Annotated in this window: 19 protein-coding genes and 1 other RNA gene; 9 read left to right on the plus strand and 11 right to left on the minus strand. The window is 70.5% G+C overall.

Annotated features, from left to right (window positions below):
• Positions 1-15 precede the first annotated feature (15 nt).
• The 7 genes from BLT43_RS05425 to BLT43_RS05455 all read left to right on the plus strand — a co-directional run bounded on the left by BLT43_RS05425 (position 16) and on the right by BLT43_RS05455 (position 5972).
• The gene (locus BLT43_RS05425; protein WP_090110800.1) at positions 16-687 is read left to right on the plus strand and encodes a hypothetical protein; all 672 of its coding nucleotides are present in this window, start codon (positions 16-18) and stop codon (positions 685-687) included.
• A gap of 45 nt (positions 688-732) precedes the next feature.
• Positions 733-1380: an N-acetylmuramoyl-L-alanine amidase gene (locus tag BLT43_RS05430; protein ID WP_242652227.1), complete on the plus strand. Its 648-nt coding sequence runs from the start codon at positions 733-735 to the stop codon at positions 1378-1380.
• 12 nt (positions 1381-1392) lie between these two features.
• An RNA gene (gene rnpB / locus BLT43_RS05435) (RNase P RNA component class A) lies at positions 1393-1788 on the plus strand.
• A gap of 116 nt (positions 1789-1904) precedes the next feature.
• Positions 1905-2072, plus strand: a complete 168-nt coding sequence (rpmG, locus tag BLT43_RS05440) for a 50S ribosomal protein L33 (RefSeq protein WP_090110806.1) — start codon at positions 1905-1907, stop codon at positions 2070-2072.
• Positions 2073-2516: 444 nt separating this feature from the next.
• Entirely contained in the window at positions 2517-3476 is a 960-nt protein-coding gene (locus BLT43_RS05445; protein WP_090110808.1) for a TAXI family TRAP transporter solute-binding subunit, read from the plus strand.
• Positions 3473-3964 (plus strand): DUF1850 domain-containing protein, encoded by a 492-nt coding sequence (locus BLT43_RS05450; RefSeq protein WP_242652228.1) that lies wholly within the window; start codon positions 3473-3475, stop codon positions 3962-3964. Before BLT43_RS05445 ends, BLT43_RS05450 begins: the two co-directional genes overlap by 4 nt.
• A 4-nt stretch (positions 3965-3968) precedes the next feature.
• Positions 3969-5972 carry a TRAP transporter permease gene (locus tag BLT43_RS05455; protein ID WP_090110810.1) on the plus strand — a complete coding sequence of 668 codons (2004 nt, stop codon included), beginning with the start codon at positions 3969-3971 and terminating at the stop codon, positions 5970-5972.
• Positions 5973-6141: 169 nt separating this feature from the next.
• Here BLT43_RS05455 and BLT43_RS05460 read toward each other — a convergent pair whose 3' ends face one another.
• From BLT43_RS05460 to BLT43_RS05500, 9 genes are all read right to left on the minus strand, one after another.
• Positions 6142-7446 (minus strand): NAD(P)/FAD-dependent oxidoreductase, encoded by a 1305-nt coding sequence (locus BLT43_RS05460; RefSeq protein WP_090110812.1) that lies wholly within the window; start codon positions 7444-7446, stop codon positions 6142-6144.
• Entirely contained in the window at positions 7443-8795 is a 1353-nt protein-coding gene (locus BLT43_RS05465; RefSeq protein WP_090110814.1) for a glutamine synthetase family protein, read from the minus strand. The genes BLT43_RS05460 and BLT43_RS05465 overlap by 4 nt, the downstream gene beginning before the upstream one ends.
• Positions 8792-9469: a type 1 glutamine amidotransferase gene (locus BLT43_RS05470; RefSeq protein ID WP_090110816.1), complete on the minus strand. Its 678-nt coding sequence runs from the start codon at positions 9467-9469 to the stop codon at positions 8792-8794. The genes BLT43_RS05465 and BLT43_RS05470 overlap by 4 nt, the downstream gene beginning before the upstream one ends.
• Before the next feature lie 73 nt (positions 9470-9542).
• Entirely contained in the window at positions 9543-10355 is an 813-nt protein-coding gene (locus BLT43_RS05475; protein ID WP_090110818.1) for an ABC transporter permease, read from the minus strand.
• On the minus strand, positions 10352-11251 hold the full coding sequence (locus tag BLT43_RS05480) for an ABC transporter permease (protein ID WP_090110820.1): 900 nt from the start codon (positions 11249-11251) through the stop codon (positions 10352-10354). The genes BLT43_RS05475 and BLT43_RS05480 overlap by 4 nt, the downstream gene beginning before the upstream one ends.
• Positions 11252-11321: 70 nt before the next feature.
• Entirely contained in the window at positions 11322-12056 is a 735-nt protein-coding gene (locus BLT43_RS05485) for a transporter substrate-binding domain-containing protein (protein ID WP_090110822.1), read from the minus strand.
• Positions 12057-12099: 43 nt separating this feature from the next.
• On the minus strand, positions 12100-12888 hold the full coding sequence (locus BLT43_RS05490; protein ID WP_090110824.1) for an ABC transporter ATP-binding protein: 789 nt from the start codon (positions 12886-12888) through the stop codon (positions 12100-12102).
• Between the two features lie 136 nt (positions 12889-13024).
• Complete coding sequence (locus BLT43_RS05495) at positions 13025-13471, minus strand: tellurite resistance TerB family protein (RefSeq protein WP_090110826.1); 447 nt, start codon at positions 13469-13471, stop codon at positions 13025-13027.
• Positions 13472-13511: 40 nt separating this feature from the next.
• Positions 13512-14294 (minus strand): 23S rRNA (adenine(2030)-N(6))-methyltransferase RlmJ, encoded by a 783-nt coding sequence (locus tag BLT43_RS05500; protein ID WP_090110828.1) that lies wholly within the window; start codon positions 14292-14294, stop codon positions 13512-13514.
• Positions 14295-14456: 162 nt separating this feature from the next.
• On the opposite strand from BLT43_RS05500, the gene BLT43_RS05505 reads away from it, so the two are divergent.
• Positions 14457-15239 carry a MipA/OmpV family protein gene (locus BLT43_RS05505; protein ID WP_090110830.1) on the plus strand — a complete coding sequence of 261 codons (783 nt, stop codon included), beginning with the start codon at positions 14457-14459 and terminating at the stop codon, positions 15237-15239.
• A gap of 124 nt (positions 15240-15363) precedes the next feature.
• Positions 15364-15846 (plus strand): GNAT family N-acetyltransferase, encoded by a 483-nt coding sequence (locus BLT43_RS05510; protein WP_090110832.1) that lies wholly within the window; start codon positions 15364-15366, stop codon positions 15844-15846.
• Between the two features lie 65 nt (positions 15847-15911).
• Here the strand turns inward: BLT43_RS05510 and BLT43_RS05515 are convergent, their stop codons facing one another.
• Together BLT43_RS05515 and secG are read right to left on the minus strand one after the other, a co-directional pair.
• Positions 15912-17555, minus strand: coding sequence for a CTP synthase (locus BLT43_RS05515; RefSeq protein WP_090110834.1), 1644 nt, complete (start codon positions 17553-17555; stop codon positions 15912-15914).
• Positions 17556-17730: 175 nt separating this feature from the next.
• Positions 17731-18087 (minus strand): preprotein translocase subunit SecG, encoded by a 357-nt coding sequence (secG, locus tag BLT43_RS05520; protein WP_090110836.1) that lies wholly within the window; start codon positions 18085-18087, stop codon positions 17731-17733.
• Between the last annotated feature and the right edge of the window lie 152 nt (positions 18088-18239).

Below are 18239 nucleotides of genomic sequence, written 5' to 3' on the forward strand. Positions count from 1 at the left end.
CACCGGAGTCGCACCGTGAGAACGCTCGCGCCGAAACTGAAGATGGCCGCCTTCGCGGCGGCCGGGCTGACGCTCGCCGCCTGCGCCGCGCCGGTCCCCGACAGCGGGGCGGCGATGCGCGAGGCGCAACTCACCGGCACGATGGGGGGCTTCCAGCCCCCGGCGGGCGGCGCGATCGCCAGCTCCGAGCTGTCGGCCGCCGGCATCGGCGGCGCGCAGCCGGGCTTCGGCACCACGGGCGGCGCCGATCTCGAGCGCCGCGCCGGCGTGCAGGCCAGCCCCTCGAACGCCTCGCCCTCGATCTCCGACGAGCAGAGCTTCGAGGCGGTGTCGAACCGCGAGACGATCCAGTCAGACGCCGAGCGCCGCGCCCAGCAGGCCGCGGCCTACCAGGTGATCCAGCCGACCGCGCTGCCGCAGCGCAGCGAGAATGGCCCGAACCTCGTGGAATACGCGCTCAACGCGCCGAACCAGCGCGGGCAGGAGTGGTATTCGCGCTTCATCCTCGGCACCTGGGGCAACCGCTTCGAGCGCAACTGCGCCGGCTACAACTCGCCCGACGAGGCGCAGCGCGATTTCCTGTCGCGCGGCGGGCCGGAGCGCGACCCGCGCGGCATCGACCCCGATGGCGACGGCTTCGCCTGCGGTTGGGACCCGGCGCCGTTCCGCGCCGCCGTCGGCCGCTAGGGGCGGGTGCCCGACAGCCTGTCACCCAATCACGGGCCGCGACGCTTGGGCGCGCGGCCCGATCTCGTCGTGCTGCACTACACCGCGATGGAAAGCCACGACGCCGCGCTCGAGCGGCTGTGCGACCCCGCGGCCGAGGTCTCGGCGCATTGGCTGATCTCCGAGGCGGGGGAGACGGTCGCGCTGGTGCCGGAAGAGCGGCGCGCCTGGCATGCCGGGGCGGGGCGCTGGGGCGCGGTGGAGGACGTCAATTCCCGCTCGATCGGGATCGAGCTGACCAATCGCGGCGACCACCCCTTCGCCGGGCCGCAGATGGCGGCTCTGGAGCGGCTCCTGGCGCAGATCCTCGATCGCTGGTCGATCCCGCCCGAGCGGGTGATCGGACACTCCGACATGGCGCCCGAGCGCAAGGACGACCCCGGCCCGCGATTCGACTGGCGGCGTCTGGCGCGGCGCGGGCTGTCGGTCTGGCCCGTGGCGGCGGGGCCGGCGGACGCGCCGTCGCCCGAGGCCTTCGACGCTTCTGCCCGCGCCTTCGGCTACACCGCGCCGGTGAGCCATGCCGCGCGGCTGGCGGCCTTCCGGCTGCGCTTCCGGCCGCGGGCGGGTGGGCCGGTGGGGCCGGCCGACATGGCCGCCATCGCCGATCTCGCCGCGCGCTTTCCCGTTGACCGCGCGAGCCCCCGCGCGTAGCAGATCTCTCGCGCGGATGGCCGGATGGCCGCGGGCCTCGCGAGAGGTTCGAGGAAAGTCCGGACTCCACAAGGCACGGTGCCGGGTAACGCCCGGCCGGGGCAACCCGAGGGAAAGCGCCACAGAGAACAGTCCGCCCGGCAGGTCCGGGTCAGGGTGAAACGGTGGGGTAAGAGCCCACCGCGGGACGGGCAACCGGACCGGCACGGCAAGCCCCACCGGGAGCAATGCCAAATAGGGACCTCGCGCGGGCGCTGATCCGGGAGACCGGATATCCCCGCAGGGACGCCTGACCCCGAGAGGTCCGGGTTGGCAGCTTCAGGCGCGTTGGCAACAGCGCGTCGAGACGAATGGTCATCGCCGGGGGCGACCCCGGAACAGAATCCGGCTTACAGGCCATCCGCGCGTATCCGATCGTCCCGTTTCGCGGTTGACAGCGCCCCGCGCGCGGTTAAAAGGCGGGGCTCAGACTTATTCACGCGGGCGCCGTCAACGCGCACGCCCCGCGAGCAGGAGAGACGACCATGGCGAAGCCGACGACGATCAAGATCCGCCTGAACTCGACCGCGGGGACCGGCCACTTCTACGTGACCAAGAAGAACGCCCGCACCATGACCGAGAAGATGGTCGTGCGGAAGTACGACCCCGTCAAGCGTGCGCATGTCGAGTACAAGGAAGGCAAGATCAAGTAATTGATCCACGCCTCCTCGGCAGAGTTCAGGGCCGCGTTCCGCAAGGAGCGCGGCCCTTTCGCTTGGCGGCCCGCTTCACTCCGCAAATACTCCGGGGGAGCCCCGCAGGGGCAGGGGCAGGGGCAGGGGCAGCGCCCCCTCTCTCCGTCGGAACCTGCGCCGCGTCCGGAGCGGCCATGCCCCGGTTCGGCATCGTCCCGGCGAAGCCCGCGCAACCAAAGGTGGTGCAGTGACCTGCCGTTAGGGCAAGCAGCGCAGCCTCTCGCGCTCCACGGAGCATAGCCCCTGCGAGCAGGATGGCTCGGTGCCCCGCCAGCCGGAAGTCGCGGGGCGGGAATCGTGGGCGCCGGGTCGGGGCGGACGCGGCGCCACGGCCGCCGATAGCCCATTGAAAACCGGGCATCTCCGGCTAGGCTCGGCGGGGTGCATGTCAGGGAGGAAACCATGCTTCATATCCGAGCCCTCGTTGCGGTCGCCGTGATGGCAGCCGGTCCGGCCGCCGCGCAGTCGCAGCTCTCGATCGCGACCGGCGGCACCGGAGGCGTCTATTATCCCATGGGCGGCGGCCTCGCCGAGGTGATCAACAACCATGTCGAGGGCATGAGCGCCACCGCAGAGGTCACCGGCGCCTCGGTCGAGAACATGGGCCTGATCGCCACCGGCGACGCCGACCTCGCCATCGGCCTCGCCGACACCGTGCAGCAGGCCTATTCCGGCACCGGCCGCTTCGAGGGGCAGGAACTGCCGATGATCCGCGCCGTCGGCTCGCTCTACGCCAACATGGTGCAGATCGTGACCCCGGCCGACTCGGGCATCTCGTCCATCGCGGACCTCGCCGGCAAGCGCGTCTCGGTCGGAGCGCCGGGCTCGGGCACCGAGGTCAACGCGATGACCCTGCTCGAGGCCAACGGCCTGTCCTTCGACGATTTCGACGCGCAGCGGCTGAACTTCAACGAGACCGCCGACGCGCTGGCCAACGGCGACATCGACGCCGGCTTCTGGAGCGTCGGCGCGCCGACCTCGTCGATCCTCAACCTCGCGACCACCCAGGACATCCGGATGATCTCGCTCACCGAGGAGCAGGTGGCGGCGGCGCTCGAGGCCGACCCGACCTTCGCGTCGCTGTCGCTCGCGGGCGGCACCTACGAGGGCGTCGACGAGGACGTCGCCACCATCGGCGTGCCGAACGTGCTGGTGGTGTCGTCGGAGACCGACGAGGAGACGGTCTACCAGATCACCAAGGCCATGTACGAGAACATCGCCGATCTGCAGGCCGTGCACCCGGCCGCCAACGAGACCACGGTCGAGTTCACCATGAACGCCACCCCGGTGCCGCTGCACCCGGGCGCGCTGCGCTACTTCGAGGAAGCCGGCGCCGAGATCCCGGACGACCTGCGCCCGTGAGGCGCCGCGTCGCGGCGGGAGGGGCGCTGTCCCTCCTGCTGGCCGCCTCCGCCCTCGGCGCCGCCGGGGCCGGCGATGCCGTGACAGAGGGCGGCACCGCCGCCCTCGTCGCCACGCTCGCCGACGGCACCGAGATCGCCCGCCTCGCCGTCCCCTCGGGCGGCGAGTGGTGCGTGCTCTGGCGCCATTCGGTGCAGGGCTTCGAGGTGGCCGACTGCTACGAGAACCGGGACGGGCACATGGTGCTGGTGCGGTCGCACCAGCCCGACTTCGCCGCCGGTCTCGGGCACATCCCCGGCCGCGGCACCCAAGCCTCCGACGGCGCCGGCGGCTACTGGATCACCGGCATCGACGAGCCGGTGCCGGGCGACGCCTACGTGCTGCGCGCAGGCTCCATGGCCGTCGACCACCGTCTGAGCGTCGGCGGCACCACCGTCTCGCTCTCCGCACGCGCCGCCCGCGCCCGTGTCCGCATCGCACTGGAGTGACCACATGACCTCGCCGGAAGAGCGGCCCGCCGCCACCGAGCCCGGGCCGCAGCCCGAAGCCCCCCAGATCCAGCCGAAGCTCGCGCTGCGCGTCATCGCGGTGGTCGGCATCGCGCTGTCGCTGTTCCAGCTCTACGCCGCCGGCGTGCAGCCGCTGGGCCTGTTCTTCCAGCGCCCGATCCATCTCGGTTTCATCCTGGTGCTGTGCTTCCTGATCTACCCGGTCACCCGCGACCGGCCGCGGGGCACGCTCGGCTGGGCAGTCGACGGGCTCCTGATCCTCGGCGGCGTGCTGGTGGGGTTCTGGGTGCCGGCGAACATCGACGCCATCGCCAACGCCATCTTCCCGCGCACCCAGGACGTGGCCGTGGGCATCGTCACCACGCTGCTGGTGCTCGAGGCCTCGCGCCGCGCCATCGGCCCGACGATCACCGTGATCGGCGCGGTCTTCATCGTCTACGCCTTCGCCGGCAATCGCGGCGAGCTGCCGTTCCTCGCCGACTGGATGCCGGGCATCCTCAACCATCGCGGCTACTCGCTCGAGCGGCTGGCGAGCCAGCTGACGCTGGGCGCCGAGGGCATCTACGGCATCCCGCTCGGGGTCGCGGCGACCTTCATCTTCATCTTCGTGCTGTTCGGCGCCTTTCTCGAGGTGACCGGCGCCGGCAAGTTCTTCATCGACCTCGCCTATGCCACCACCGGCCGCCAGCGCGGCGGCCCGGCCAAGGCGGCGGTGATCGCCTCGGCCGGCATGGGCTCGATCTCGGGCAGCGCCATCGCCAACGTGGTCACCACCGGCGCCTTCACCATCCCGCTGATGAAGAAGCTCGGCTACCGCCCGGCGCAGGCCGGCGGCATCGAGGCCGCGGCCTCGACCGGCGGCCAGATCATGCCGCCCCTGATGGGCGCCGGCGCCTTCCTGATCAGCGAGTTCACCCGTACGCCTTACGTCGACATCGTGCTGGTCTCGATCTTCCCGGCCTTCCTCTATTTCGGCACGGTCTACCTGCTGGTGCACATCGCCGCGGTGAAGCGCGGCCTCGAGGGCCTGCCCGACGAGGAACTGCCCAAGGTGCGGACGGTGCTGGCCGAGGGCTGGCATTTCCTGCTGCCGCTCGGGGTGCTGGTCTGGCTCCTGGTGGCCGGCTACTCGCCGATGCGGGTGGGCTTCTACGCCATCGTCGCGGTGGTGGCCTCGGCGGTGCTGCGGGCGCTCTTCACCTTCGCGCAGACCGGGCCGACGGCGGCCGGCGCGGTGGCGCTGGCGCGCACCGGCGTCGCGAAGCTGCTGGAGGCGCTGGAGCTCGGCGCCCGCAACGCGGTGGCGGTCTCGGTGGCCTGCGCGCTGGCGGGCATCATCGTCGGCGTGGTCGGGCTCACCGGCCTCGGGCTGAAGTTCTCGGCGATGATGATCGCCTTCTCGGGCGGCAACCTGCTGCTGGCGCTGCTTCTCGTGGTGATCGCCAGCCTGATCCTCGGCATGGGTCTGCCGGTGACCGCGGCGTACATCGTGCTGATCATCCTGATCGGCCCGGCGCTGACCGAGGAGTTCGGCATTCCGCTCCTGATCGCGCACCTCGTGGTGTTCTGGTGGAGCCAGGATTCCAACGTCACGCCACCGGTGGCGCTGGCGGGCTTCGCCGGCGCGGCGATCGCCAAGTCCCCGCCGATGGAGACCTCGGTGCAGGCGTGGAAGTTCGCCAAGGGCCTCTACCTCGTGCCGCTCTTCATGGTGTTCAACGAGCCGATCATCACCGGCGGGCCGCTGCCTCTGGTGCTGTGGAACGGGCTGCTCGCGATCCTGGCGCTGACCGCCTTCGCGGCGGCGCTCGAGGGGCATCTCTTCGCGCCGATGCGCCTCTGGGCGCGGCTGCTGGCTGCGGTCGGCGTGGTGGCGGTGTTCTGGCCGTCGCTGCCGATCGAGGCCGTCGGTGCCGCGGTGATCGCGCTGGTGCTCGGGCTGAACGCGGCGGCAGCGCGGCGCGAAGGTCCGGTGGCCGCGGGCTGAGCAGTGGTTTTAGGCCGGCGGTGCCCCCATCGGGGTACCGCCGGCGCGCACCCCTGCGGGGCGGGCGTTCTCTACCGGAGCTGATACGACCGGGCCGTTCGCCCGCATCATCGACAGAGCGGCGGGAGCGACCGCACTCGGCGGCCGGGCGGCGCGCCCCTTCGCCGCTTCAGATGCCGAGCCGGTCCCTGAGCGAGAACCAGGTCATCGCCAGAGTCAGCAGCGGCGCGCGGTAGCGGGCGCCGCCGGGGAAGGAGGGCACCGGCAGGCGCGAGAAGGTGTCGAAGCGGCCGGCCTGCCCGGCGACGGCCTCGGCCATCACCTTTCCGGCCATGCCCGACAGCGCCACGCCGTGGCCCGAGAAGCCCGCGCCCGACAGGATGTTCGGCCCGATCCTCTGCAGCGCGGGCAGGCGGGTCATGGTGATGCCGAGCGTGCCGCCCCAGACGTTGTCGATGCGCGTGCCCTTGAGCTGCGGGAACAGCTCTTCCATGCGCTGGCGCAGCTTGGTGGTGATGTCGGTCGGAAAACCGATCGAATAGCTCTCGCGCCCGCCGAACAGGAAGCGGCGGTCCTCGGTCATGCGGTAGTAGTTCACCACAAATCGCGAATCGGCGACGGCGATGTCCTCGGCCAGCACCTCGCGCCAGCGCTCGCCCAAGGGCTCGGTCGCGGCGATGAAGCTGTTGATCGGCATCACCCGCTCGGCCACCTCGGGCATGATGCCGGGCAGGTAGCCGTTGCCGGCGAGGATCACGTGATCGGCGGTGACGCGGCCTCCGGGCGTGTGCAGCACCGCCGGCTGGCCGGGCTCGACCTTCGTGACCTCGGTCAGTTCGTGGATCGTTGCGCCCGCCGCCTCGGCCGCGCGCGCCAGCGCCCGCGCGTAGCGCAGCGGGTGCAGGTGGCCCGCGCCCGAATCGTAGGTGCCGCCGTGATAGGCGTCGGTCCTGACGATCCCGCGGATCTCGTCGCGCCCGAGCGGGCGGACCGCATCGTAGCCATAGGCGCGAGAAAGGTGTTCGGCCTCGGCCCGGTCGCCGGCGGCCTCCTTCTCGGAATAGGCGCCGTGCACCACGCCGGGCAGGTAGCGCGCCTCGGGCGCATGCTCGGCGCAGAAGTCGCGCAGCTGGCGCTTGGCCTCCTCGGCGAGGTCCCAGAGCTGCCGGGCCGGGCTTTCGCCCAGCCGCTGCTCGAGCCAGAGCTGGCCCTTGTTGAAGCCCGAGCCGACCTGTCCGCCGTTGCGGCCCGAGGCGCCGAAGCCCGCGCGATGCGCGTCGAGCACCACCACGTCGAGCCCGGCCCGCGCCGCGGTGAGCGCGGCCCAGAGCCCGGTGAAGCCGGCGCCGACGATGGCCACGTCGCAGCGCCGCTCGCCCTCGAGCGCGGCACGCTCCTCGGCGGGGCCGCCGCTGGCCACGTACCAGCTGCGCGGCATCTGGCCGGGGCGGTCGTTGCGGTAGAGCGGGTTCATACGTTCAGGAGCAGGTGCTGGCGCTCCCACGGGCTGATGACCTGCAGGAACTCGTTGTACTCGGCGCGCTTCACGATCGAGTAGACCCGCGCGAAGTCAGGGCCCAGCACCTCGTGCAGCACCTTGGCCTGGTCGAACAGGTCGAGCGCGGCGTAGAGGCCCTGCGGGATCTCCTCGGCGGCCTCGTAGGCGTCGCCCCGGAACCGCTTGTCGGGCCAGATCTCGTTCTTCATGCCCAGGTATCCGCAGGCCAGAGAGGCCGCGATGCAGAGATACGGGTTGCAGTCCATGCCGGCGAGGCGGTTCTCGACCCGGCGCGCCTGCGGCGGCGAGATCGGCACGCGGATGCCGGTGGTGCGGTTGTCGCGGCCCCATTCGAGGTTGATGGGGGCGGCGTGGTCGCGCACGTAGCGGCGGAAGGAGTTCACGTAGGGCGCGATCATCGCGATCACGCTCGGCATGTGTTCCTGCAACCCGCCGATGAAGTTGAAGAAGGCGTCGGTCTCGCCGCCCTGCGGGCCGGTGAAGATGTTGCGGCCCTTGGCGTCGATCACCGAGTGGTGGACATGCATGGCCGAGCCCGGCTCGCCCTCGATCGGCTTGGCCATGAAGGTGGCGAAGCAGTCATGCTTCAGCGCCGCCTCGCGGATCAGCCGCTTGAAGTAGAACACCTCGTCGGCAAGCTTGACCGGGTCGCCGTGGCGCAGGTTGATCTCGAGCTGGCCGGCGCCGCCCTCCTGGGTGATGCCGTCGATCTCGAAGCCCTGGATCTCGGCGTATTCGTAGATGTCGTCGATCACGGGGCCGTATTCGTCCACCGCCATCATCGAGTAGGCCTGCCGTGCCGCCGCGGGGCGGCCCGTGCGGCCCATCATCGGCTCGATCGCCTTGGCGGGGTCGATGTTCTTGCCGACGAGGTAGAACTCCATCTCGGGCGCGACCACGGGCGTCCAGCCCTCGGCCTTGTAGAGATCGACCACGCGCTTGAGCACGTTGCGCGGCGCGCAGCCCACCGGGCGGCCCTTCTGGTCGAAGGCGTCGTGGATCACCTGCAGCGTGCCGTCGGCGGCCCAGGGCGCGGCGGTGGTGGTCGACAGGTCCGGCTTCAGGATCATGTCGGGCTCGACGAAGCCCTCCGGGCCCGCCGCCTCGCCCCAGTCGCCGGTGATGGTCTGGAAGAAGATCGAGTTCGGCAGGTGGAAGAACTGCTGGCGTTCCCACTTGGCGGCGGGGACCGCCTTGCCGCGGGCGATGCCCGGCAGGTCGGCGATCACGCATTCCACCTCGTCGAGGCGGTGCTGTTCGAGGTAGAGGCGGGCGGCTTCGGGGATCTGGTCGACCCAGTTCATGCGGCCCCCTTCAGCACGCGGGCCATGCGCTCGGCCAGCAGGTCGGCATCGACCGGCTTGTCGAGATTGGCGAGCGCGTAGTCGATCTGCTCCTGCGGCACGACGCCGATGGCGCGGGTGGTCGCCAGCCCCTCGATGAAGCGGGCGCCGAACTCGGGATGCGGCTGCACGGTGAAGACGTGCTTGCCCCAGGCCAACGCGGCATGGGCGCAGAAGTCGTTGCTGGCGCAGATCCGCGCGCCCTCTGGCAGCGTGACGACCTGGTCCTGGTGCCAGGCGTTGAGCGCGATCTCGCGGCCCTCGAAGCTGTAGGGCTGGCGGCCGATCGACCAGCCGCCCTTGAACTTCTCGACCCGGCCGCCCAGCGCCTGGGCGATGATCTGGTGGCCGAAGCAGACGCCGACCAGCGGGATGGTGCGGGCGTGGATGTCGCGGATCAGATCCTCGAGCGGGGCAATGAAGGGATGGTCCTCATAGGCGCCGTGCTTGGAGCCGGTGACGAGCCAGCCGTCGCACTCGGCCGCGCCGTCGGGGAACTGCATCGCCTCCACGTCGTAGCGCCGGAAGGCGAAGCCGTGCCCCGAAAGGAGCGTCTCGAAGAGGTCCGAATAGTCGCCGAGCTCCGGGCGCAGCGCGTCTGGCGCGTGGCCGGTCTCGAGAATGCCGATCTGCATGGAACACCGTGGGTTGGAACGCCCCGAAGCTAGACCGCGGCCGGGGCCGCGGCAAGCGGGGCCGTGCCCGGTTTCAGCGGAACAGCAGCGCGAAGCGGCGCGGACGCCGCGCGGTGGCCTGCGCCGCCGGCAGGTGGCGGTTCAGACGTCGCCCGATCAGCCCCATCAGCGCGATGATCACCAGCGTCAGCAGGATGAAGTAGCCCGCGAGGATCGGGTAGGGGACGAAGGGGTTGAAGGTCTTGTCCGCGAAATAGGAGGCGTAGTAGAGCGCGTCGCCCTGCTGGCGCGAGGCCGGGAAGCCCGAGAAGAACACCAGCGTGGTGGCGTGGAACAGGAAGATCGCCTCGTTGGTGTAGGCGGGCCAGGCCAGCCGCAGCATGGTGGGCCAGATCACCCGGCGGAACCGGGTCCAGCCGGCCATGCCGTAGGCGTCGGCGGCCTCGACCTCGCCTTTCGGCACCGACAGGAGCGCGCCGTAGAAGATCTCGCCCGAATAGGCGGCGGTGTTGAGAAACAGCACCACCGCCGCGCCGAGCCAGGCCGAGGTCAGCGCGTCGAGCCCGTCCACCTGGCCCTTGAGCGACAGGAACAGGAAGTAGGCGAAGAAGAACTGGATGAAGAGCGGCGAGCCGCGGAAGACGAAGATCGTCCACTCGGCCGGCTTGCGGAACCACGGCGAGGCCGAGGCCTTGCCGAGCGCCAGCGCGGTCGCGAGCACGAAGCCCGACAGCAGCGCCACCACGCCGAAATAGATGTTCCACAGCAGCCCCGAGCCGATCAGCGTGAACTGCTGGCAGAGCGTGAAGTCAGAGCGCGGCAGCAGCCGCTCGCCGTAGCCCAGCGAGCGCAGCCCGTAATCGGCGATGGTGTCCCAGCAGCTCATGGCGGCCCCGCTTCGGTCATGCCCGCGCGGCCCGCGCCGCCGCCCAGCGTCGCCTGCCCGTGGGTGAGGCGGCGCATCAGCCGGTCGAGCGCGATCTCGGACACCCGGGTGAAGCCGAGATAGAAGACCAGCAGGAACAGGAAGTACCACATGCGCCAGTCGCCATGCGGGTAGTCGGTGAATTGCGGCGTCTTGGTCGAGCCAAGCTCGCGCGCCCAGTAGACGATGTCCTCGACGCCGAGCAGGAACAGCAGCGGCGAGGCCTTGATCAGCACCATCCACAGGTTCGACAGGCCGGGCAGGGCATAGACCCACATCTGCGGCACGAGGATGCGGCGGAAGATCTGCGCCCGCGTCATGCCATAGGCCTCGCCGGTCTCGATCTGGGCGCGCGGCACGGCGCGCATCGCGCCGAAGAGCACGTTGGCGGCGAAGGCGCCGAACACGATGGCGAAGGTGAAGACGGCGAGCCAGAAGCCGTAGACCTCGTGCACCCACTGGGCCGAGGTCGAGAGCGGCATCTTGGCCTCGGCGCAGACCACGAAGTCGTTGCCCTGCCGGATCGGCTGGTCCCAGTCGGGGCACTTCGCCTGATGGCGCAGCCACTCGATGCCCTGGTCGAGCGCGATCACGAAGAACAGGAAGAAGGCGATGTCGGGCACGCCGCGCACCAGCGCGATGTAGCCCTTGCCGAACCACGCCAGCGGCGCGACGCGTGAGCGCGCGGCGACCGCGCCGCCGAAGCCGAAGAGCAGCGCCACCGGCGCGGTGACGGCCAGGAGCAGCAGCACGGTGCCGAAGGCCCAATAGAAGGACAGGTGCTTGCCCGTGGTCAGGTAGCACGACAGCCAGCGCAGGCCTTCGAGAGTGTCTGGATCGGCGCAGTAGGAGAACATGGGCCTCTGGGCGGAGCAGGGCGGGAGAGCGGCGATCCGCTCTCCCGCGGTCTTGTCCGGTCGGTCCGGATCAGAAGGTCTGGGCGTCCTCGCCGAACCACTTGAGGATCAGCTCGTTGAGCGAGCCGTCATCCTTCATCGACTGGATCGCCGCGTCGAGCGTCTCGCGCAGCTCGCCGTCGCTCTCGCGCAGGCCGATGCCGATGCCGTTGCCGAGCGAGACGTCCTCGCCGACGAAGACCAGCTCGCCGCCCGAGGCCTCGACGATCGGCACGAGGAAGTCCTTGTCGGCGAAGACCGCCTCGGCCTCGCCGTTGCGCACGGCGGCCACGGCCTCCTCGGGGGTGGCGAACTCCAGCAGCGCGGCGCCGCTGTCGGCGACGTGGCCGGCCTGGATGGTGGTGGTCTGCGCGGCGACCACGTCACCCATCACGTCGACCTCCTCGGAGGCGGCGACATAGGCGGAGGGCGCGGGCGGCAGGTAGTTCTGGGTGAAGTCGATCACCTCGTCACGCTCGTCGGTGATGCTCATCCCGGCGATGATCGTGTCGTAGTTGCCCGAGACCAGGTTCGGGATGATCGAATCCCAGTCGTTGGTGACCCACTCGCAGGTCAGCTCGGCCCGGGCGCAGACCTCGTCGCCGACCTCGCGCTCGAAGCCGTCGACCTCGCCCGCGTCGTTGAGGAAGTTGTACGGAGGGTAGGCGCCCTCGGTGCCCAGACGCACGGTCTGCATGTGGCTTTCGGCCAGCGCGGCGCCGGCGGTCAGCGCCAGCACGGCACTCGAAAGGATCAGGGTCTTCATCTGTGGTCTTCTCCTGTTGGGGAAAGGGGCCGTGCCCGCTCTGTCAGGCGGGCTGCGGTTGCGGGGCGGAATGCGACAGGAACTGCCGCAGCCGCTCGGATTTCGGGTTGCCGAACAGCTCGGCCGGCGGGCCCTGCTCCTCGATCAGCCCCTGGTGCAGGAACACGACGTGGTCGGCCACGTCATGCGCCATGCGCATGTCGTGGGTGACGATGATCATGGTCCGGCCTTCCTCGGCGAGGTCCTTGATCACGCGCACCACCTCCTGCTCGAGCTCAGGGTCGAGCGCCGAGGTCGGCTCGTCGAACAGAAGCGCCCGCGGCTCCATGCACAGCGCGCGGGCGATCGCGGCGCGCTGCTGCTGGCCGCCCGAAAGCTGGGCGGGCCAGGCCTCGGCCTTGTCGCCGATGCCGACCTTCTCGAGGTATTCGCGGGCCTTGGCCTCGACCTCGGCGCGGTCGCGGCCGAGCACGGTGACCGGCGCCTCCATGACGTTCTGCAGGATCGTCATGTGGGACCAGAGGTTGAACTGCTGGAACACCATGGCGAGGTTGGTGCGGATGCGCGTGACCTGCCGCGGGTCGGCGGGACGGCGGTCGAGCCCCTGGCCCTTCCACTTCACCGGCTCGCCCTCGAACAGCACCTCGCCCTGCTGGCTGTCCTCGAGCAGGTTGCAGCAGCGCAAGAGCGTCGACTTGCCCGAGCCCGAGGAGCCGATCATCGACACCACGTGGCCGGCGGGCGCGGAGATGTCCACGCCCTTGAGGACTTCCAGCGCCCCGTAGGACTTGTGCAGATCGCGGATCTCGATGACCGGCTTCGTCTCGCTCACGTGTTGTCCGCTCCCCTCGCTTGGATCGCGAGTAGGGGGCAAAACGTCTCGAATTGCAACGGTTCAGTGCCGCGGACCCCGCGTCACGGGGGCCGCGGAACGGGCTTCGACCGGGCCGTGGCCCGGCCCCGGCCGGTCAGCGGCCGCGCCGGTCGGTGACCCGCTGCCGGGCCAGCGCGCTGTCGGGATCCGAGACGCCCAGAAGCGGCGCCACCATCCGCATCAAGGCGTCTTCCTCGTCGTCGCGCTGGCCGTCGGCCAGCACGACATCCCACAAAGCCTCGATCACCGCGGCGCGCTCCTCGTAGGGCACGGCGTCCTTGATCGCGCGGGTGAAGCGCACCGTGTCGGGGGCTTCGGCCTCGAGCTGTTCGCAATCGGCGCGCAGGCGGCGGGCCTCGGGCTCGGACAGGTGGTAGCGCGTGGCGAGGATGCGGTCGATCCGCGCCACCTCGTCGGTGGTGTAGCTGCCGTCGGAGCGGGCGATGCGCACCAGCAGCGCGCCGAGCGCGAGGCGCGCGTCGATGTCGGGCAGCGGCTCGGGGCCGGGATCGGTGAGGCGGCGGATGAGATCTGCGAACATGCGGCGGATATAGACGGCCCCGGGGCGGGGAAAAGGGGGGTTACGATTTCGTCAGGGCGGCGAAACGGGCGCCGAGCCACTCGGCCTCGGCGTGAAAGCCGTAGGGCGGGTTGACCACGAACAGCCCCGAGCCGGTCATGCCGTGCCCCTCCCGCGCGGGCGGGAAGGTCACCTCGTGGCGCACCGCGTCGGGCAGGTCGCGCTCGAGCGCGCGCAGCATCGGGGCGTGCGGCCGGTCGCGCAGGATCGGGTACCACAGCGCGATCACGCCGACCGGCCATTTCCTCGCGATCCGCTTCAGCGCCTTGGGGATCGAGAGGTACTCGTCCTTCAGCTCCCAGCTCGGGTCGATCAGCAAAAGCCCGCGGCGCGGCTCTGGCGGGGTCAGCGCCACCGCCATCTCGATGCCGTCGCGGCGATGCACGCGGGCGCGATCGCCCATCGCGGCCTGCAAGGCCGCGTGTTCCTGCGGGTGCAGCTCGGCGAGGTCGATCCGGTCGCCTTCGCGCAGGAGCCGCGCCGCGATCTCGGGCGAGCCGGGATAGGCCGTGGCCCCGTGCGCGGCGCGGGTCGCGTCCAGCACGCGGGCATAGGGGTGGTCGGCCGCGAACCAGTCGGCCACCCTGAGGATGCCCTGCGCCGCCTCGCCGGTCTTGGCGGCCTCGGCCGCGTCGAGCCGGTAGAGCGCGCGCCCGGCATGGCTTTCGATGTAGCTGAGCGCCTTCGGCTTGCGGCCGAGATAGTCGAGCATCCAGGCCAGCAGCGCGTGCTTGTGCACGTCGGCGAGGTTCCCGGCATGGTAGGCGTGCTGGTAGGACAGCATGGGCGTCTCCTTCGCGCCCCGACTAGCGGCGGGGCGCGGGCGGGGCAAGCGTGGCGGGCCTGTGGCGCGCGGGCCGCAGCCGCGCCCCATCGGCCTCATCTGTTTGCCTGCGCGCCCGCGTGACGTATCTGGAAGGCGATCTCCATTGGAAAGGATCCGCCGATGCGCCGCCTGCCGCTCCTCGCCTTCGTTCTCGCGCCCGTGCCGGCCTTCGCCGGATCGCTCGCCCAGCCGGTGGTCGAGCCGGTCGTGGCGCCCGCAGCCGCACCCGCCCCGGCGCCGGGCCGTGCGCTGGCCTTCACGCTGCGCGGCGGCGTCGGCGTCTCGCCCGAGTATTTCGGCTCGGACGACTACGAGGTCGGCCCGGATTTCGGCTTCGCGCTCGACCGGCTGCGCTTCGGCCCCTTCGACATCGGCAATGACGACCCGGACTTCGTCTCGACCGGCTTCGGCCTGCGCGGCGCGTTTCGCTACATCGGTGAGCGCGACGCCGACGACGTCGAGAACGTCGCCGGGCTCGAGGACGTGGACGCGGCGCTCGAGGTCGGCGTCGGCGTCTCCTACGACCAGCGCGCCTACGGCGTCTTCGCCGACCTGCGCCACGGCTTCGGCGGCCATGAGGCGCTGGTGGCCGAGCTGGGCATGGATCTTTACGCCCGGCCCTCGGACCGCTGGCTGCTGAGCGCCGGGCCGCGCGTGCTGATCGGCTCGGACGACTACGCCGACACCTATTTCAGCACGCCCGGCTTCGAGGCCGAGGGCGGCGTGATCTCGGCCGGGGTGGAGGTCGGCGCGACCTATGAGGTCACGGAAGTCTGGGGCATCGACGCCGCCGCGACCTGGGAGCGCTTCGTCGGCGATGCCGAAGACAGCCCTATCACGGTCGAGGACGACCAGTACGCCGCCCGGATCGGCTTGACCCGGAAGTTCGACTTCCGGTTCTGAGCACAGGCGCTCGGGAAGCTGCGGGGCCGGTCCGGACGGGCCGGCCCCGCCTCGTTTCCGGCCGATGCCTTGACCCGGCCGTGCGAAGACGTGGAGATGCGCCCCAGGCAGGGAGGGCGGCGGAATGACCGAGATCGCGATCAGGCAGGTGCCGGCGGAAGAGGCGCGCAGCCTGTTGCCATTGCTCCGTCAGGCGCAGGACTTCCACCACGCCGCCCTGCCGCGCGTCTTCCGCGACGACGAGACCGACGCGGATCTCGGCCGCTTTCTCGACGAATGGCTGGCCCGCGAGGGCGTGGTCGCGCTCGCCGCCGTATCCGAGGCGGGCGGCATTCTCGGCTGCGCGGTCTACGAGGTCGAGGAGGTCGCGGCCAAGCCGCTGATCGCGGCGCGGCGCAACGGCATGTTGAGGCATCTCGTCGTCGATGCGGCGTGGCGCGGGCAGGGCCTCGGCTCGCGGCTGGTCGAGGAGGTGAAGGCACGGCTGAAAGCCGACGGCGTCGACCGCCTGCGAGCGCATCACTACGCCTTCAACGAGGTGTCGGCGGCGGTGCTGGGCAAGGCCGGGCTGTCGCCGCTGCTGGTGCTGGTCGAAGGCGAGACCTGACCTGCCCCCTGAACGACGAAGGCCGGCCCCCTAGGGGACCGGCCTTCCCGTTGAAAGCGCGGCGCTCAGACCAGGCGCGAGGTCTCGACCGCGGCGCGCACGAAATCGGCGAAGAGCGGGTGCGGCGCGAAGGGCTTGGACTTCAGCTCGGGGTGGAACTGCACGCCGATGAACCACGGGTGATCCGACCACTCGACGATTTCCGGCAGGCGGCCGTCGGGCGACATGCCCGAGAAGCACAGCCCCTTGTTCTCCAGCGCCTCGCGGTACTTCACGTCGACCTCGTAGCGGTGGCGGTGGCGCTCCTCGATCCGGCTGGCGCCGTAGATTTCGGAGACCCGGCTGCCTTCCTTCAGCGCCGCGGTGTAGGCGCCGAGCCGCATCGTGCCGCCCTTGTCGTCGGTCACCGCGCGCTCGACCACGTGGTTGCCCTGGATCCATTCCTTGAGGTGGTAGACCACCGGTTCGAAGCGGCGCTTGCCGGCCTCGTGGTCGAACTCCTCGGAGCCGGCGGTCTTGAAGCCCGCGACGTTGCGCGCCGCCTCGATCACCGCCATCTGCATGCCGAGGCAGATGCCCATGTAGGGGATGCCGCGCTCGCGCGCGAACTGGGCGGTCTTGATCTTGCCCTCGGTGCCGCGCTCGCCGAAACCGCCGGGCACGAGGATGGCGTGGTAGCCCTCGAGATGCGGGGCCGGGTCCTCGCGGTCGAACACCTCGCTGTCGACCCACTCGACCTTGACGCGGACCTTGTTGGCCATGCCGCCATGGGTGAGCGCTTCCTTGATCGACTTGTAGGCGTCCTCGAGCTGCACGTACTTGCCGACGATGGCGACGCGGACCTCACCCTCGGCATGGGTCAGCCGGTCCATCACGTCGTGCCAGCGCGCGAGGTTGGGCTTGGGTGCGGGCGCGATGCCGAAGGCGTCGAGCACGGCCTGGTCGAGGCCCTCGCGGTGATAGGCCAGCGGCGCCTCGTAGATCGACTTGAGGTCGTAGGCCGCGATCACGCTCTCCTTGCGGACGTTGCAGAAGAGGCCGATCTTCTCGCGCTCCTTCTCGGGGATCGGGTGCTCGGAGCGGCAGACCAGGACGTCGGGCGCGATGCCGATCGAGCGCAGCTCCTTGACCGAGTGCTGCGTCGGCTTGGTCTTCAGCTCGCCGGAGGCGGCGACGAAGGGCAGCAGCGTCAGGTGCATGAAGATGCACTGGCCGCGCGGGCGCTCCTGCGCGAACTGGCGGATCGCCTCGAAGAAGGGCAGGCCCTCGATGTCGCCGACCGTGCCGCCGATCTCGCAGAGCTGGAAGTCGACCTCGTCGGCGCCGACCGAGAGGAAGTCCTTGATCTCGTTGGTGACGTGCGGGATCACCTGGATCGTCTTGCCGAGGTAGTCGCCGCGGCGCTCCTTCTCCAGCACGTTCGAGTAGATCCGGCCCGACGAGACGCTGTCGGTGCGCCGCGCGGCGACGCCCGTGAAGCGCTCGTAATGGCCGAGGTCGAGATCGGTCTCGGCGCCGTCATCGGTGACGAAGACCTCGCCGTGCTCGAACGGGCTCATCGTGCCCGGATCGACGTTCAGGTAGGGGTCGAGCTTGCGCAGCCGCACCGTGTAGCCGCGCGCCTGCAGAAGCGCGCCCAGCGCCGCCGAGGCGAGGCCCTTGCCGAGCGAGGAGACGACGCCGCCGGTGATGAAGATGTAACGCGCCATGGTCGGAGATACCCCGTGATCGTCGAGTTCATGTCGAAAGATGATATGCCGCGAAACTCGGGCTTCGCGGCATCACGGGATTTGAGGATATCCGGATTCGGCCCGTGACCGCAACCGGGGACGCAAGATCATGTGGCCGAAACCGGCCGACGCCCAGTGGTTGTGGATAAGCCGATCAGTCGGCCAGCGGAACGACGGGGCCGTCGCCGGCCGAGGGCGGCAGCAGGCTTTCGCCCAGCGCGTCGCCGGTGGCGCTGTCCTCGACCTCGGGGGTCGCGGTCAGACGGTCGAGCACCGAACCGCCGGCCGAGTTGTTGGCCGCGATGATGGTCAGCGCGATCGAGGTGACGATGAAGGCACCGGCGAGACCCCAGGTGACCTTGCCCAGCGCGGTCGCGGCCGCGCGGCCCGACATCACGCCGCCACCGCCGCCGCCCATGCCGAGACCGCCGCCCTCGGAGCGCTGCAGCAGCACCACGCCGATCAGCGCCAGGGCGAGGATCAGGTGGACGATCAGGACGACGTTTTCCATGCGGACCTCTCGCGGACGGCTCGGGTTCGGAACGGGCCGTATCTAGAAGCTGGCGGCCCGCGTCGCAACCCCGAATGCAAGCCGGGGGTCCGGGCCGGGCGGTGCGGCGGGCAGATTGCGGTTTCGCGGCCGCGCGCCCGGCGCTATAGGGA

The organism is Limimaricola pyoseonensis (assembly GCF_900102015.1).
GTDB classification, from domain to species: Bacteria; Pseudomonadota; Alphaproteobacteria; order Rhodobacterales; family Rhodobacteraceae; genus Limimaricola; species Limimaricola pyoseonensis.

What these genes read in the sequence shown, in the direction of transcription:
- rpmG (WP_090110806.1), top strand. Translation starts at nt 1,905, where the DNA reads ATGGCGAAGCCGACGACGATCAAGATCCGCCTGAACTCGACCGCGGGG.
- BLT43_RS05445 (WP_090110808.1), top strand. Translation starts at nt 2,517, where the DNA reads ATGCTTCATATCCGAGCCCTCGTTGCGGTCGCCGTGATGGCAGCCGGT.
- BLT43_RS05455 (WP_090110810.1), top strand. Translation starts at nt 3,969, where the DNA reads ATGACCTCGCCGGAAGAGCGGCCCGCCGCCACCGAGCCCGGGCCGCAG.
- BLT43_RS05460 (WP_090110812.1), bottom strand. Translation starts at nt 7,446, where the DNA reads ATGAACCCGCTCTACCGCAACGACCGCCCCGGCCAGATGCCGCGCAGC.
- BLT43_RS05465 (WP_090110814.1), bottom strand. Translation starts at nt 8,795, where the DNA reads ATGAACTGGGTCGACCAGATCCCCGAAGCCGCCCGCCTCTACCTCGAA.
- BLT43_RS05470 (WP_090110816.1), bottom strand. Translation starts at nt 9,469, where the DNA reads ATGCAGATCGGCATTCTCGAGACCGGCCACGCGCCAGACGCGCTGCGC.
- BLT43_RS05475 (WP_090110818.1), bottom strand. Translation starts at nt 10,355, where the DNA reads ATGAGCTGCTGGGACACCATCGCCGATTACGGGCTGCGCTCGCTGGGC.
- BLT43_RS05480 (WP_090110820.1), bottom strand. Translation starts at nt 11,251, where the DNA reads ATGTTCTCCTACTGCGCCGATCCAGACACTCTCGAAGGCCTGCGCTGG.
- BLT43_RS05485 (WP_090110822.1), bottom strand. Translation starts at nt 12,056, where the DNA reads ATGAAGACCCTGATCCTTTCGAGTGCCGTGCTGGCGCTGACCGCCGGC.
- BLT43_RS05495 (WP_090110826.1), bottom strand. Translation starts at nt 13,471, where the DNA reads ATGTTCGCAGATCTCATCCGCCGCCTCACCGATCCCGGCCCCGAGCCG.
- BLT43_RS05500 (WP_090110828.1), bottom strand. Translation starts at nt 14,294, where the DNA reads ATGCTGTCCTACCAGCACGCCTACCATGCCGGGAACCTCGCCGACGTG.
- BLT43_RS05505 (WP_090110830.1), top strand. Translation starts at nt 14,457, where the DNA reads ATGCGCCGCCTGCCGCTCCTCGCCTTCGTTCTCGCGCCCGTGCCGGCC.
- BLT43_RS05510 (WP_090110832.1), top strand. Translation starts at nt 15,364, where the DNA reads ATGACCGAGATCGCGATCAGGCAGGTGCCGGCGGAAGAGGCGCGCAGC.
- BLT43_RS05515 (WP_090110834.1), bottom strand. Translation starts at nt 17,555, where the DNA reads ATGGCGCGTTACATCTTCATCACCGGCGGCGTCGTCTCCTCGCTCGGC.
- secG (WP_090110836.1), bottom strand. Translation starts at nt 18,087, where the DNA reads ATGGAAAACGTCGTCCTGATCGTCCACCTGATCCTCGCCCTGGCGCTG.